Origin of the sequence: Aeromonas sp. HMWF014 (assembly GCF_963878295.1) — a bacterium.
GTDB lineage: Bacteria > Pseudomonadota > Gammaproteobacteria > Enterobacterales > Aeromonadaceae > Aeromonas > Aeromonas popoffii.
This window is the reverse complement of sequence record NZ_CAWNYS010000508.1, coordinates 1-14,861: the sequence shown is the minus strand read 5'-3', so window position 1 is coordinate 14,861 and position 14,861 is coordinate 1. Positions and strand designations below refer to the sequence as shown.

Sequence of the window (14,861 nt, the reverse complement as noted above, 5' to 3'; positions counted from 1 at the left end):
CCCCAGCAGCTGGCTGTGGATGCGCAGTTGATGAGTGCGGCCGGTCTGCGGCACTAACCGTACCCGTGTCAATGGCACGGTTTGACCCTGCATCTGCTGTGCCAGCCGCTCAATCACCTGATAGCGGGAGCGGGCGGGTTTGCCGCTGGCGGCGCAGATCTTCATCAGCGGGAAAATCGCCGGATCCTTGGCGATAGGCGCGTTTATCACCCCTTCATCGTCAGCCAGATGGCCGCACAGCAGGGCGCTGTAGGCCTTGCTCACCGCCCGCAGGCTGAACTGCTGGCAGAGCAGGGCATTGATGGCCTTGTTTTTGGCCACCACCATGATGCCTGAGGTGCCAAAGTCGAGGCGATGGACCAGGGTGCAACCGGGGTAATCCTGCACCAGCCGATAATGAACCGAGTCGAAGTTCAGCGGGTTCTTGCCCGAGAGGCTCAGCAGGCCGCTTGGCTTGTTGAGCAGCAGTAGCTGCTCATCCTCAAACAGCGTCTCAATGGCGGCAGTGCAGGGCGGGGCGATAAAGGTGTCGACGATAACAGACATAGGGCGCACGGGCTGGAAACGGGGGGGCGATCATACCCGAACTGGCGCAGCCCGGCGAATAGGCCGTGTGGATTGCCTGATGGGGGGAACGAGATAGCCCTGTTCAACCATTTGATAATGAACTGGTTAAATAACACCACGGTTGGCAATGCATGGCTGTTTGGAAACGAACAAGGCCCCGTTTTGTGACCCCTTCCCGAGTTCATCCGAAGCTTGCTTGTTAAGGTATGGCTCCCTGTTATGTTGTAAGGACCCTTTCCATGGCTCTGCCCGTTATTCTCGATTGTGATCCCGGCCATGACGACGCTATTGCCCTCATTCTGGCGCTGGCCAGCCCCGAACTTGACGTGCTGGCGGTCACCACTAGCGCGGGCAACCAGACGCCGGACAAGACCCTCAACAATGCCCTGCGTATCCTGACCCTGCTGGGTCGGGACGATATTCCGGTGGCGGCGGGGGCGCCCAAACCGCTGGCCCGCGCGCTTATCATCGCCGACAACGTCCACGGCGAGTCGGGTCTTGATGGCCCCACACTGCCGGATCCCGCTTTTGCGCCGCAGGCCATGACGGGGCTCGAATTGATGGCCAAGTGCTTGCGCGAGAGCCCGGCGCCCGTGACGCTGGTGCCGACTGGCCCGCTCACCAATATCGCCCTGCTGCTGGCGGCCCACCCGGAGCTCAAACCAAACATTGCCCGCATCGTATTGATGGGGGGCGCCGCGGGGGCAGGCAACTGGACTCCGGCGGCGGAATTCAATATTTATGTCGACCCACAAGCGGCCGATATGGTGTTCAAGTCAGGCATCCCCATCACCATGTGTGGCCTCGATGTGACCCATGAGGCACAGGTGATGGATGAGGATATCGAGCGGGTGCGCGCCATCAGCAATCCGGTGGCCCAGTGCGTGGCAGGACTGCTCGACTTTTTCATGATCTACCACCGGGACCCCAAGTGGGGATTTACCGGGGCGCCGCTGCACGACCCCTGTACCATAGCCTGGTTACTGGCCCCCGAGCTGTTCCATGGGGTCGAATGCCGGGTCGATATCGAAACCTGTGGCACACACACTATCGGTATGACGGTGGTGGATCGCTATGGCCTGACCGGCAAACCGGCTAATGCCCTGGTGTTGCTGGGACTGGATCGTTCGGGCTTTATCGACCTGCTGGTCGAGCGACTGCGGGCGTTTGGCTGACCGCCATTGCATGATTGAGAGAAGGGACGGGAAATGTACAAAGCGTCGCTGGCACTGCTGGCCGGGTTGCAATTGATGGCCTGTTCCACGCCGTTTGAATCTATGTGGCAGGGGCTGGCAACCTGCGAGATCGATGATCTCTATCTTGACAGCGAAACCGGCGAGCCGGCCCACCCTCAGCTCAAAAATTTCACTCCCTACAAGGTGACGGACGGGTTTGCCTGGTATAAGACCCGCCAGGATCTGCATGGCCTGCCCATCAGCGGCTTTCTCATCCCCTCGTCCACCTTCGAGGTGCATGCCCTGTTCGTGGACACCCCCATCGCCAATGCGAGAAGGCTGACTCATAACGCCTATGGCAGCGAGTTTTCCGACGAGCAGAAGCACAACGAAGGGCTGGCTCCCCTGCTGCTGCGCGACCCCAACAACCCCAAGCGATCCATCATAGACTGCACCCAGGGTGAGGCGTTGGAGCCGCAGCCGGAAGAGCCCTTCCCGGAATAAGCTTTCCGCTATCTCCAGCGCCTTGTCCGTCCTCTCGACATAAAAAACAGGGGCCAGCCTCATTGGCTGGCCCCTGTTTGTCGTCCCCTCGCCAGGATCAGGAATAACCCGGCGTCTGCTTGATCACGGGCAGTTGCGCCGGGTTGGCTAGATCCTCCGGTTGTCGCGCGATAGCGCTTATGGATAACCCAGCGTCTGCTTGATCACGGGCAGTTGCGTTTTGATCCAGGCAGGGTTAATGGGCCCCCAGTCGCCTATGCGATAGTGCCCCTGCAGGTGACGCGCCCCCTCGGTCTGCTCGAAGGCGCAGCTGATGTCCAGCTCCGCCAAGGCACTTAGCGTGTCCTGGGCTGTGCGTCTGGGCATACCGGTGGCGGCCATGATGGCCGGGATGGTGTCTGTGCCCTGGCTGATCAGCCAGGCCACGTAAAGCCGTCGATAGAAGCTGGATCGTGTCTTGCTCGGCTCAGTCATATCTTGTCCTCGAGCCGGTCGAAGTAGCGCCAGGTCGCGAGGATGGCCTTGCCCATCACCAGTGCCCAGATGCCGAACCAGAACCAGCGGAAGAAGCTCCAGGTGGAGGCGTCAGGCTCTGTGCTCTCAATCTTGGTGACGTTGGGGAACATGGAAAACATGTTCACGCGCCAGCCGTAGGAGGTGATGCGCGCCAGACGCTTCTCGAACTCCATGGACTTGGCCTTGGCCTGCACATCGGCGGCATTGAACTTGAAGTAGAAGGGCCAGCCCCACTGGGTATCTTCGTTGCGAAACACGCGGATATTCTCGCCGGGCCGTTCGGTATAGATGTAATAGACGTCAGTAGTGGGGCCGTCAGCCGGGTTTTTCTGGCTGATGGGGCCATCCTTGTCGGTGCGCTTCACCTCGACCCCGGTGATGGTGGCGATGGTGTGCTCCGGCAGATAAAAGTCGAGCCAGATGGCGGAGACGAGGGCGATGAGGCCCAGGCCGATGAAGGCCGGTTTCTTGAATTTCAGCATCATGATGATCTCATGTGAGGGGGAGTGACGTGCCTCTACCATACTCACATTTGGTGGGGCGGCCCAGCCCCTAATGAAGCCAAGCCATAAAAAATAGCGTTTAAAACAATGACAAGTCGACAGTGCCATGAAAATGAATGCCCCGCGAGCGGAGCCTGAGTCCGGCGTGATCGCGCAACAATGACAACTGGAACTGGGTCCGCTGTTTGTGCTGCGGCTCGGCGAGTTGTGACAGTTCGTGACTGGCGGCGACGCAGGAGAGGCCTCGGCGGCGGTGGCCTCCTTGTTGCGGGTCATGCTGGCTGTGGTTTCGTTCATATCCGAAATGGCATCGCCTATCTCCTGCGTGCTGATCCCGGCCATGAGGATCATCAGCAGGCTGGCGAGCAGAAGCGGTATGAGAACTTGAAAACGGATAGGCAGGTTTTTCTTGTGTTAAAAGAGTGTGATAGGCAAGATTGCGGGCTTGTTACCATGGAGGTGTAGTGTGTCCGACTGGATTGATCCCGCTATTCTGGCGCTGTTTATTCCCACGTTTTTCTTTGTCTCCGTTACCCCCGGTATGTGCATGACCCTGGCGATGACTCTTGGTATGAGCCAGGGGGTGCGCCGTACCCTGCCCATGATGTGGGGAGAGCTCATCGGGGTGGGGCTGGTCTCGGTACTGTCGGTGATCGGGGTGGCGGCCGTCATGCTCAACTATCCGTCACTCTTCTCGACCTTCAAATACGTGGGCGGCGCCTATCTTATCTGGCTCGGCATCCAGATGTGGCAGGCCAAGGGCAAGATGGCCATACCGGCGGATCTCTCGGCCGGGCAGGAGACGCGTCCCCTTGCTCTGGCCATGCAGGGCTTTGTCACCGCCATCGCCAACCCCAAGGGCTGGGCTTTCATGGTTTCCCTGCTGCCCCCTTTCATCAACGCGGCCAAGCCGATGCCCCCCCAGATCAGCGCCCTGGTGGCCCTGATCCTGGTCATAGAGTTCTCGTGCCTGCTGCTCTACGCCAGCGGTGGCCGCACCCTGCGTCACTTCCTCGCCAAGAGCGGCAACGTCACCCTGATGAACCGGATCGCTGGCTCCCTGATGTTTGGCGTAGGGGTCTGGCTGGCATTGGGCTGACAGTGCAGCCAGCCCATGGGAGGGGTATGAGGTCGGCGTCGTAGAGGCCGCGTCGCGGCCATGACTTGAGACGGAAATAAAGCAGCCCCGGCAGTGCCGGGGCTGCTTTATTTGGTGAGCAATGGCCCAGTCAGGCCGGGCGTGGGCACATTTGCTTACATTTTTTTTGTTTTCAATCGGCGACCATTTCATCAATCTTCCATGGCATTAGATGAATATGTTTTACATGTGATGATGAGCCGAGCAATCCACGCTTTATATTTTTTGGTCAAGGACGGTAATGGATGATGAAGTTAATAGGCGTCGCGTTACTCACGTTTGCTGGTGTGGCAGTGGCCGGCAATGGAAAAAACCTGGATTTTTACAATATAGAGGAACAGCAACTCGCTGACATGTTTGCGCAGCATCAGGGTGGCACGCCAGGCCAGTCAATAAAGGATTTCTCACGTCTGTTTCTGGATAATCCCTATGTTGCCAATCGTCTGGTGGGAGCGAGTGATACCCAGGAAAAACTGGTGGTGGATTTTGGTGAGCTGGATTGCTTCACCTATCTGGATTACGTTGAGTCACTGCGGCATTCAACGAGTGTGCATAATTTCATCGAGAACGTCATGCACACTCGTTACGTAAATGGTGAAGTCAACTATCTGACTCGAAAACATTTTTTCTCTGACTGGGTGCATAGTGGCAATAAAGTCAGTGATGTGACCCATCTGGTGGGAAATTATGTCGTGACTGTCCCAAAAATACTGAATCTGAAGGCGGATGGTGGCCACTACATTCCGGGGCTGGGAGTGAAGGACCGCGACATCAGCTATATTCCGGGTGATCGCGTGGATGAAGATACCTTGAGTCTGCTGGAAGATGGCGATTATATCGGCATCTATACCAATATTACCGGTCTGGATGTGACCCATACCGGCATTTTCATTCGTGGCGAGAATGGCCCCGTTCTGCGCAATGCCTCGTCAGTTTCGACGAATATGAAGGTGGTGGATTCGCCCTTTCTTGACTATGTGAAGAACAAGCCGGGGATGCTCGTTTATCGGGCCAGGGATGACAATAGCCCGTCATGATCGGGCCGGGCATGAGTGAGGCGTTTAACCTGTTGGCCATGACGGGTGTAAAACGCGTGCTCCGTGAGCCGGATGCCGTCCCCTTGTGACAATGCCACTCTGGATGGGAATGGGCCCCCGTGGGGGCGGTTTAATCGGTCAGGCAGTCGGGGTCGAACACATACTCCCCATCCAGCCAGCGCACGATTTCGTCGACGCATGCTTGATCCCGAAACGGCAGGTAGCGCGCCTTGAGGGTGGCAATCTGCTCCGGGGTGAGCTGCGCTAGCCCCAGATCCTGAAACAGCGGCAGGTCGGCCTCGATCATGGCGGAGATCTGCGGGCCGCAGGTGGCGTTGAGGGAGGCGTGCAGCGCCTTGTCCGGATCGTACTGCTTGCCGAGCTTGTAGCTCATCGGCAGGGTGGCCAGCGGCAACACGGAGAGCGCCGCCTGCTTCATGGGGTTGACCGCGTGGCCCGCCACCAGTTCAGCCAGTTCGGCGGGGCGGTTCTCGAAGGCGCGCAGGTGCAGGAAGCTGCTGGCCTTGCTGCCATCGTTGACCGGGTAGTTGTCCCACAGAAAAGGCTTGCGGTGCAGCCAGTCGGCCACTTGCTTGAGGTGTGGGGCCGGGTACTCGCTGGAGCAGACTTTGGGGCCGGTCCAGAAGATGTCGATGCGGCGATCCAGCCCCTGGCCCAGATCGGTCAGATAGTGGGGCGGCATGGCGCCGAACACCTTTTCCAGCACGGGATCCGTCGAGTAGTAGCTGGGACAGAACAGCAACCGGCTGGCGCTGGTGTGGGCCGCAATGTCGTGGGCCATGGTGAGCTGCCAGTGGGCGAGATCCGGGGTATCCCCCTTCATGTCGTCAAACAGCACCGCCAGTATATCGGGCTTGAGCGCCTCGTCGATGAGCCGCACCTTCTCCAGCAGTGCCGGGCGCTTGCGGGCATAGTCGTGATGGGCGCCCATGGGGCTCAGGCCTATGCCAAAGGCGAGGCCGTTTTCACGGCACTGACGGGCCAGCTGACGCAGGGCCTCGAGCTGGGCAGCAGGCCAGGGCTGGGTCCAGTGCTTGCGCAGATAGCCGTCTTCTTTCGGGGCATAGATGTAGAAGCCATAGCCGTGGCGGGGCAGCCACTGGGCGTAGCGGGCGCGGGCTTCCCAGCTCCAGCCCTTGCCAAAGAATCCCTCTATCAATCCCAGCTGGGGTGAAGGGGGTTGCAGGCCAGACAACAGAGTTTGGTAAGGCATAGATAACTCCCTTCTCGCTGGAAACGGGTCGGACGAGCGGCGTCAGACCGGGTCTTCTTCCTGAAAGCGCACCCCTATCTTGCGGGGCTCACCCTCTTCCATTTCGGCCACGGTCCAGATCAGTCCCTGCCATTCAAAGTGGTCGCCGACAACCAGATTATCGCCCAACTGGTCGGCAATAAAATGGCCCAGTGTCTGATCCGCCACTTCGCTCACATCCAGCCCGTAGAGGGGGGCCAGATCCACCAGATTGGCGGCGGCTTCCAGCAGGAAGTCGCCGAAGAAACGCGGCCCCAGATCCTGCTCGGGCGCCTGGCTGAACAACTGGCCGAGGGCGGGCAGATCCCGTTCGTGGCCGATGACGCAGAGGATGTCATCAGATTGCAGGCAGGTACTGCCCGAGGGGTGGAGCAGCTCCTGATCCCGGAACAGGGAGCAGATGCGGGTCCCCTTGGGCATGCGCAGATCCCGCAGGGGCGAGCCGATGCACCACTTCTCGGCGCTCAGGCGGTAGACGAAGGTCTCCCATTGGCTGTCCAGATCTATCTCGAGCCCGGAGCGGTTGATGGGGGACGGCGGTGCCGGTACTTCCACCCGGGCCAGCCTGGATGCCAGCGGCAGCGAGCTGCCCTGCAATATGAGGGAGACCAGCACCACGAAGAAGGCCACATTGAAGTAGAGCTGGGCGTTGGGCAGCCCCGCCATCATGGGGAAGACCGCCAGTATGATGGGCACGGCGCCGCGCAATCCGACCCAGGAGATAAACCAGCGCTCGCGGGGGGCGAAGTTCTTGAATGGCAGCAAGCCAATCCAGACCGAGACTGGGCGGGCGAACAGTATCATCCACATGGCCAGTGCCAGCGCCGGCAGAGCGATGGGCAGCAGTTTGTGGGGCGAGGCGAGCAGCCCCAACACCAGAAACATGCCGATCTGGCTGAGCCAGGTCAGGCCATCCAGTACGGACAGCGTGGTGCTGCGGCTGCGCAGTGAGAGGTTGCCGAGCAAGAGGCCGGTGAGATAGATGGCGAGGATGCCGCTGCCCCCCACCGCCGTGGTGAGGGCGAAGATCAGCAGACCGCCGCTGACAGTGAGCAGCGGATAGAGGCCGGGGGCCAGCCTGGCGCTGTTGATGAGGCGCCACAGCAGCCAGCCGCCACCAAGACCTATGCCTGCGCCCAGGCCAAATTGCTTGCCGAGCTGCAACAGCAGGAAGCTCCAGTCCAGCCCTTGCTGCTGGGTGGCGAGGATCTCAATCAGGGTGACGGTGAGAAACACCGCCATGGGGTCGTTGCTGCCCGATTCTATCTCAAGGGTGGCGCTGACCCGCTCGTTCAGGCTGCGTCCACCGAGCAGGGAGAAGACGGCCGCCGCATCGGTGGAACCAACGATGGCGCCGATCAGCAGACCTTGCATCAGGCTGAGATCGAACAACCAGGCGGCGATGAAACCGGTCAGGCCCGTGGTGATGGCCACCCCTGCGGTCGCCAGCGAGAGTGCCGGCCAGAGCGCCACCCGAAACGAGGAGACCCGGGTGCGCATGCCGCCATCGAGCAAGATGATGGCGAGCGCCAGGTTGCCGACCAGATAGGCGACCGAGTAGTCAGCGAAATGAATGCCGCCCGGGCCATCTTCCCCAGCCAGCATGCCGACTGCGAGAAATATCACCAGAATGGGGATGCCGAGACGAGAGGAGAGCGTGCTTAACAGGACACTGGCTCCCACCAACAAGGCCGCGATTAAAAAGAAACTGTTGATGGTGACGGCATCCAATGGCGAACTCCTTCTGTCAAAATGCAAATCAGGCACATTATATGCAGTTTGTTGGGCGCCGTGTGGCTTAATTGTGCATTAATTTGCAGTTTTTTACATTTTCGGTGCGCGTGTGACGGGGCAATTTGCACCGAAAAAGGTTGGATGCGAGGGGGGAAAGGGGGGGCTTAATGTGAAACGGTTCACAAAATCGACCCGGCTTGGGGGCGGCCTGCCAGCCAGGTTTCCCACAAGTAGCAGGGGCGCCGTAGTGGCGCCCCTGGCGGGCCGAGAGGACGGTCAGTCATCCTCGTCGTCTTTGACTTCCCTGATCTTGTCCTTGTAGTCGGGCAGCTCTTTCTCAAGCCGCTTCATATCCTTGATGGCATTGAGAAACATGCCGAGCAGGAACAACAGCGGCAGGCCTATCCATAACCACAGATTCATGATCTTTTCCTTTCATCGGGACAGAGGGTGACATAACGGGCCAAAATCTCGTCAAGATGGGCCAGTATGGTCGACTTACCTTCAATATCCGCCTGTTGCAGACAAAGCACCAGCGCATCCGGATCCAGCCGTTGCTCGGTGGACTCCAGTGCGAAGCTGATATGCCAGGGTTCGTAGGCGACGCCACTGCCGGCTCCCGCCGGTTTGGCGTAAGGCAGGAAGAAGCCGAAGTCGTTCATGTGATCGCTCAGCCAGTCGCCCAGATCGGCAAACCAGCCGCCCTCCTCATACTCCCAGGGCTCCAGCGCCAGTCGGGTGTCGGCGGGCAGACAGTCAGGGTCGTAGATGTCCAGATCTGTCCCCCAGTGGTGACGGCTGGTACCGGGCAGGGCACTCCAGCGCAGGATGGCGTGCAGCCGTTCTGTGTCACTCAGTTGCAGGGGATCCAGCGGCTGGTTGTTGGCATCCAGCAGGGGCCGCTCGCCACGCCACTTGCCATTCCAGATGGCGAGCTGACGGTCGAACCCGCGCCAGCTGGAGGCCGCCTGCAGGTTGTGCCCCTCATGGGCGGCGGCCACCTGCATGTCGTTGAAGGCCGCTGCTGTGGCCGCGGTCAGACGATGGGGCCCGCGCCCCACCAGGATAAGGTGGTGCTCGTCTCGCCCCAGCAGTTGATCCTGTGTCATGCCCATCCCCGATCTGGTGTGCTGTTGAGCGGGATACCCGCAAGCCCGCGTTGAAGAGGTGTCATGCCAGCAACCGATCCAGGATGCCCTGGTACATGTCGGCCAGCAGATCCAGATCCCCGGCCTTCACGCACTCGTTCACCTTGTGGATGGTGGCATTGACAGGGCCGAGTTCGATCACTTCGGCGCCAGTGGGGGCGATGAAGCGTCCATCCGAGGTGCCGCCCGTGGTGAGCAGGGCCGGTTGCTGGCCGTTCACCTGTTCGATGGCCGCGACTGCAGCATCGAGCAGATCGCCGGTATCGGTCAGGAAGGGCTGGCCGGAGAGGGTCCAGTCAAGCTGGTAATCCAGCCCGTGCCTGTCCAGCAGTGCCTCGACCCGCTCGCGAATATCCATGTCGGTCAGTTGTGTGCTGAAACGGAAGTTGAACTGGACCTGCAGCTCGCCGGGAATGACGTTGGAAGCGCCTGTGCCCCCTTGAATGTTGGCGATCTGGAAGCTGGTGGGCGGGAAGTAGGCATTGCCCTCATCCCACACGGTGGCGGCGAGTTCCGCCAGCGCCGGCGCCGCCTTGTGAATGGGGTTGTCCGCCAGATGGGGATAGGCCACGTGGCCTTGCACCCCGCGCACCAGCAGATCGCCGGTGATGGAGCCGCGTCGGCCATTTTTCACCACATCGCCTACCACGGCAGTGGAGGAGGGCTCGCCGACGATGCACCAGCGGATCTTCTCGTGGCGCGCCTCCAGGGTATCTATCACCCGGGTGGTGCCGTTGATGAAGGGCCCCTCTTCATCCGAGGTGATGAGAAACGCGATCGACCCTTTGTGATCCGGATTGGCTGCGACGAAACGCTCTGTGGCCACCACCATGGCGGCGAGCGACCCTTTCATGTCGGCTGCGCCACGCCCGTAGAGCACGCCATCCTGAATGGTCGGCTCGAACGGCGGTGTGTGCCATTTGTCCAGCGGTCCGGCGGGCACCACGTCGGTGTGCCCGGCGAAGCAGAACAGGGGGCCTTCGCTGCCCCGGCGAGCCCAGAGGTTGGTGGTGTCTTCAAACACCATGGGCTCAATGACAAAGCCGAGGCGTGCGAGGCGCTCAGCCATCAGGGTCTGGCACCCTTCATCCAGCGGGGTAACTGAGGGGCGGCGGATCAGATCCTTGGCCAGTGCGATGACATCCGACATCGGTGTTCCTTAACAGAAAAGTTTAACGAGAGAGCAGAGATTGGTAGTGGTCAGCCTTGAAACCCAGGGTCAGTTCGCCGTCCCTGTCGAGCAAGGGGCGTTTGATCATGGCCGGGTGTTCCAGCAGCAGGGCGCGGGCCTTGGCGGTGTCTAGCCCCTGCTTGGCCTCATCCGGCAGGGCGCGGAAGGTGGTACCACGGCTGTTGAGCAGCGCTTCCCAGCCAAGCGTTGCCAGCCAGCTGTCCAGTGCGGCAGGATCCAGCCCATCGGCGCGATGGTCGTGAAAGCGGTAGTCGATGCCAGCCTCATCCAGCCACTTGCGGGCCTTCTTGATGGTGTCGCAGTTTTTGATGCCATAGAGGGTGGTGGCCATGGGGAGTCCTTATCTGCGGGCGCGGGCCCTTGGAGCTGAAACGTGAAATCGGCAACTTGAGATCTGAATGTGACATCAAGCAAAGGCCTGATTCTGGCATTGTGGCTATCCCATGGCAACGGCGGAGCCGCACCTTGGGTGATTTTCCGCGGGCGAGCGGGCAGTGGAAAAAGAGCCCGGTGCCCGGGGCGCCGACCGGATCAACGCTCGGGCTGGGATTGGCACCAGAGGTGCAGCTCGGACTCGAACCAGTTGAGCATGGCGTGGTTGTCGTCGCGGCGATGGCGGATCAGGCTGACTTCAAAGGTCGGCAGGGCAAAGCGGGTCTCGAACTCCACCAAACCCAGCAGCGGCATCAGCGGTCGCAGTACCCTGGCGGGAGAGGTCAACAGCAGGGGCGCGTAGGGCAGGATGAAGGGGGCCGCCAGAAAACTCTGCACTATCAAAGGGGTATGACGGGTCATGCCGTGGGCGGCCAGCAAGTCATCGACTATGCCCCCTTCGCTGCCGCGGGGGGCAACCAGCAGGTGCTGGGCCTTGGCGAAGGATTCGATGCAAAGCACCTGGCCCTGGAACGGGTGGCTGCGGTGCGCGGCACAGATCAGCTTGTCTTCAAACAGCGGGATGCGACGAAAACGGCCGGGCACCTCATCCTGTTTGTTAATCACAATGCTGATGACCCCCTCATCGAGCTGACGCTCGTAATCCGCATTGAGGGGCACCATGTGGAGGCGCAGGTTGGGCGCTTGCTGCTGCAGGTGGGCCAACAGGCTTGGCATCATCACGTACTCCACGTAGGTGTGGGCACCGATGCGCAGGACGCCCTCGAACTTGCCCGGATCGAGCTGCTCCGGCTGGCTGAACGTCTGCTCTATGTCGTGCAGTATCTCTCGCAGCGGCAACAGCAGCGCCTGTGCCCTGGCGGTGGGTTCCATGCCCTGGGGGGTGCGGATCAGCAAGGGATCGTCATAGAGCAGCCGCAGGCGAGCCAAGGCACGACTGACGGCTGGCTGACTCATGGCGAGTCGCTCGGCAGCTTTGGTGGTGTTACGTTCCTCCAGCAGCGCCTTGAGCACCACCAGCAGGTTGAGGTCGACGCCTCTTAAATTCATTCTGTGCATAATGGAATGCTAATAAATCATTTCCTTAAGCAGGGCCTTCACTTTAGTCTCATTCCCCGTCGATGGTCAGCATGAAGCATGAATAAATCAGCGATTTATACACACCCATGTTGTCCTGTTACCTCTTTCGCGTGGTGCCGGGGGTAGCAAGATTCGACAGCCTGAACTCTTTACTCTGGTCATCCAGAGCGTTGCTTGCTTAGTACCCGCCTTCGAGGCGGGTTTTTTTTGCCTGCGGTTCAGGTGAGCGGGCCCGAAGAAATACAAAACGCGCCACCGGGCGCGTTGTTGTGATGATGCTATGACTCAGGACGTAACCGGCCACTGGTAGTCGAACACCTTGGCACGTTCCCAGGGGGCGTCCGGCAGACTGGAGGAGAGGCCGGTATATTTGCCCACATCATCCACCACTATGGTGGAGAGGATCGGCAGCTGGTGCTCGGTGCAGTACATACGGATGCGTTGCAGCAGGGTGCGCAGCTCATCCTGGCTATGCTCCAGCCCGGCCTGCCTGGCCAGTTTGGAGTAACGAATGGTGGTGCGTTCCTTTGCAGACTCGACGAGGATGTCCCATAGCTTGTAGTCGCTGGTGGTCATACCCGCGGTGGCTTGGCTTGTCATAATTCTCTCCGGTGCGAAATGGTCGCTGTGTCGATGCGCATCTTGGCCAGTTCACTGGCCCCTGACGTTGATCCAAAGCAAAAAAGTCCGATGTTATCCATCAGAACGGGTGGCAAAGGGATTCTAAAGGGTTGCCTTTAGTTTGAACGACCATTTTTTTGTTAAGTTGGTAGCATTTTATGTCATAGCAACGTGGCAAAACCACATTTATTGACAGGGATCAAGGGGAAAGCGAGGCCTGACCATTAGGGGGGATCGTCATAAGATTGAGGCTCATAAATGCTACCCAGGCAGGTAAAGGCATAGTGTCTGCAAATGGCGGCAGGAAATTGCTGGGTAATAGAGAGGGGGAGAAAAGAGCAGGCCCCCGCAGCGGGGGCCTGTCTGGCAATGGCGCGATAAATGCGACTGCGATTACAGCAAAATGGTGGTCAGCAGATAACCCAGGGCGCAGGAGCTGCTTACCCCGATCAACCCCGGAATGATGAAGCTGTGGTTGATGATGAACTTGCCGATGCGGGTGGTGCCGGAGCGGTCGAAACCGATACAGGCCAGATCGCTCGGGTAGGTCGGCAGCACGAAGTAGCCATAGCTTGCCGGCAGGAAGGCGATCAGCAGCTTGGGTTCGACACCCAGCGCCAGCCCCATGGGGGCGATGGCGGTCAGGGCAGCGGCCTGGCTGTTCACCAGCTTGGAGATGAGGAACAGCACCAGGGCGTAGGTCCAGGGCTGGGCCTGTACCACGTGGGCCAGGGTCTCTTTGAGCAGCGGCATGTGCGCCTGGAAGAAGGTCTCGCTCATCCATGCAACCCCGAATACCGAGAAGATGGCGACCATACCGGCCTTGAACACAGGGCCGTTGGAGATCTCACCTGGCTTGACCTTGCAGCGCATCAGAATGATGGCGCCAGCGATCAGCATCATCATCTGGATCACCAGGTTCATGGAGAGCGGGCCAGTTTTGTCCTTGATGGTGAACACCGGACGCAGACCTTCGTTGGCACCGAGCAAGACCACGGCAGCGATGGCAGCGAAGAAGATCCAGGTAGACCAGTAGGCCTCTTTCGGGAACTTGGTGTTGAGCAGGGTTTCACCACCGCCATAGATGAAGGTGCGCTGCTCCGGATCCTTGATCTTGGCCTGGAACTCTTCGTCCTGGTCCAGATCCTTGCCGCGACGCAGGCTCCACAGGGCCGCCATGACCACACCGGTCAGGGAGGAGGGGATGGCGATCATCAGGATGTCGAGCAGGCCGTAAGCCTGACCGATACCGTGACCGGCCGCCAGAATGGAGACCATGGAGACCACGGCAACGGAGACCGGGGAGGCACAGATCGCCATCTGGGAGGCAACGGATGCCACGGCCATCGGACGCTCGGGACGGATGTTCTTCTGCAGCGCGATGTCAGCGATGATGGGGAACATGGTGTAGACCACGTGGCCGGTACCGCACAGGAAGGTGAGGGTCCAGGTGGTGAGCGGCGCCAGGATAGTGATGTATTGCGGGTGACGGCGCAGCAGACGCTCGGCCACCTGCATCATCAGGTTGAGGCCACCGGCCGTCTGCAAGGTGGCGGCACAGCCGATCACCGCGAGTATGGTCAGCATGACCTGAACTGGCGGTTCGCCCGGCACCAGGCCGAAGACGAAGGTCAGCAGGAAGAGACCGATACCACTGATGAGACCCAGTCCCATGCCCCCAAAGCGGGTACCCAGCAGCAAACAGCCGAGTACCACCAAAAATTCCATCAAGATCATTCCATTACCTCGTGTGTTTTAAGCCATGTGAGTGTTGTGTTGGGCTCATGGACCGGGATTATCTGTTTTTATTTAGCCCTAAAGGGTTAGAGGGTATTGTGCCTGCCTAACAGAGGTAAAAATTTGAGGTACTTCAATAACTCATCGTTTTTTGATTTAACTGCATAAAAACCACGTATTAACATCATTGTTATTTGTAGTGCCAATAAACGGTACCGTACGGGGCTCTGTGTGCCTCAGGGG

Annotated in this window: 16 protein-coding genes; 4 read left to right on the top strand and 12 right to left on the bottom strand. The window is 59.6% G+C overall.

Features of this window, described 5'->3' with window-relative positions:
• Window positions 1–546: RluA family pseudouridine synthase (locus AAC083_RS19940; RefSeq protein WP_108535534.1), on the bottom strand; the 546-nt coding region annotated here is incomplete at its 3' end.
• A 260-nt stretch (window positions 547–806) separates the two neighbouring features.
• Between AAC083_RS19940 and rihA the strand changes: the two genes are divergently transcribed.
• Window positions 807–1,742 carry a pyrimidine-specific ribonucleoside hydrolase RihA gene (gene rihA, locus AAC083_RS19935; RefSeq protein WP_108535533.1) on the top strand — a complete coding sequence of 312 codons (936 nt, stop codon included), beginning with the start codon at window positions 807–809 and terminating at the stop codon, window positions 1,740–1,742.
• 33 nt (window positions 1,743–1,775) lie between these two features.
• Window positions 1,776–2,246, top strand: a complete 471-nt coding sequence (locus tag AAC083_RS19930; RefSeq protein WP_108535532.1) for a hypothetical protein — start codon at window positions 1,776–1,778, stop codon at window positions 2,244–2,246.
• A 177-nt stretch (window positions 2,247–2,423) separates the two neighbouring features.
• On the opposite strand, the gene AAC083_RS19925 is transcribed toward AAC083_RS19930, so the two are convergent.
• Both AAC083_RS19925 and AAC083_RS19920 read right to left on the bottom strand, forming a co-directional pair.
• Window positions 2,424–2,720, bottom strand: coding sequence for a winged helix-turn-helix domain-containing protein (locus tag AAC083_RS19925; protein WP_042036953.1), 297 nt, complete (start codon window positions 2,718–2,720; stop codon window positions 2,424–2,426).
• A complete protein-coding gene (locus AAC083_RS19920) occupies window positions 2,717–3,247 on the bottom strand; it encodes a DUF1523 family protein (protein WP_042036952.1) in 531 nt (176 codons plus the stop codon). The genes AAC083_RS19925 and AAC083_RS19920 overlap by 4 nt, the downstream gene beginning before the upstream one ends.
• 484 nt (window positions 3,248–3,731) lie before the next feature.
• On the opposite strand from AAC083_RS19920, the gene AAC083_RS19915 reads away from it, so the two are divergent.
• Both AAC083_RS19915 and AAC083_RS19910 read left to right on the top strand, forming a co-directional pair.
• Window positions 3,732–4,364 carry a LysE family translocator gene (locus AAC083_RS19915; RefSeq protein WP_108535530.1) on the top strand — a complete coding sequence of 211 codons (633 nt, stop codon included), beginning with the start codon at window positions 3,732–3,734 and terminating at the stop codon, window positions 4,362–4,364.
• 284 nt (window positions 4,365–4,648) lie between these two features.
• Window positions 4,649–5,440 carry a DUF1460 domain-containing protein gene (locus AAC083_RS19910; protein WP_108535529.1) on the top strand — a complete coding sequence of 264 codons (792 nt, stop codon included), beginning with the start codon at window positions 4,649–4,651 and terminating at the stop codon, window positions 5,438–5,440.
• A gap of 130 nt (window positions 5,441–5,570) precedes the next feature.
• Here AAC083_RS19910 and AAC083_RS19905 read toward each other — a convergent pair whose 3' ends face one another.
• From AAC083_RS19905 to AAC083_RS19865, 9 genes are all read right to left on the bottom strand, one after another.
• On the bottom strand, window positions 5,571–6,674 hold the full coding sequence (locus AAC083_RS19905) for a beta-N-acetylglucosaminidase domain-containing protein (RefSeq protein ID WP_108535528.1): 1,104 nt from the start codon (window positions 6,672–6,674) through the stop codon (window positions 5,571–5,573).
• A gap of 42 nt (window positions 6,675–6,716) precedes the next feature.
• Window positions 6,717–8,444, bottom strand: coding sequence for a potassium/proton antiporter (locus AAC083_RS19900; RefSeq protein ID WP_042036948.1), 1,728 nt, complete (start codon window positions 8,442–8,444; stop codon window positions 6,717–6,719).
• Between the two features lie 279 nt (window positions 8,445–8,723).
• Entirely contained in the window at window positions 8,724–8,870 is a 147-nt protein-coding gene (locus AAC083_RS19895) for a hypothetical protein (RefSeq protein ID WP_108535527.1), read from the bottom strand.
• A complete protein-coding gene (locus AAC083_RS19890; RefSeq protein WP_108535535.1) occupies window positions 8,867–9,556 on the bottom strand; it encodes a M15 family metallopeptidase in 690 nt (229 codons plus the stop codon). Before AAC083_RS19890 ends, AAC083_RS19895 begins: the two co-directional genes overlap by 4 nt.
• Before the next feature lie 61 nt (window positions 9,557–9,617).
• On the bottom strand, window positions 9,618–10,745 hold the full coding sequence (gene dapE / locus AAC083_RS19885) for a succinyl-diaminopimelate desuccinylase (protein ID WP_108535526.1): 1,128 nt from the start codon (window positions 10,743–10,745) through the stop codon (window positions 9,618–9,620).
• A 22-nt stretch (window positions 10,746–10,767) separates the two neighbouring features.
• Window positions 10,768–11,118, bottom strand: a complete 351-nt coding sequence (locus AAC083_RS19880) for an ArsC family reductase (protein ID WP_108535525.1) — start codon at window positions 11,116–11,118, stop codon at window positions 10,768–10,770.
• A 200-nt stretch (window positions 11,119–11,318) separates the two neighbouring features.
• Window positions 11,319–12,230 carry a LysR family transcriptional regulator gene (locus AAC083_RS19875; RefSeq protein WP_108535524.1) on the bottom strand — a complete coding sequence of 304 codons (912 nt, stop codon included), beginning with the start codon at window positions 12,228–12,230 and terminating at the stop codon, window positions 11,319–11,321.
• Between the two features lie 315 nt (window positions 12,231–12,545).
• The gene (locus tag AAC083_RS19870; protein ID WP_042036944.1) at window positions 12,546–12,860 is read right to left on the bottom strand and encodes a hypothetical protein; all 315 of its coding nucleotides are present in this window, start codon (window positions 12,858–12,860) and stop codon (window positions 12,546–12,548) included.
• 414 nt (window positions 12,861–13,274) lie between these two features.
• Entirely contained in the window at window positions 13,275–14,618 is a 1,344-nt protein-coding gene (locus tag AAC083_RS19865) for an anaerobic C4-dicarboxylate transporter (RefSeq protein ID WP_042036941.1), read from the bottom strand.
• Window positions 14,619–14,861: the final 243 nt, after the last annotated feature.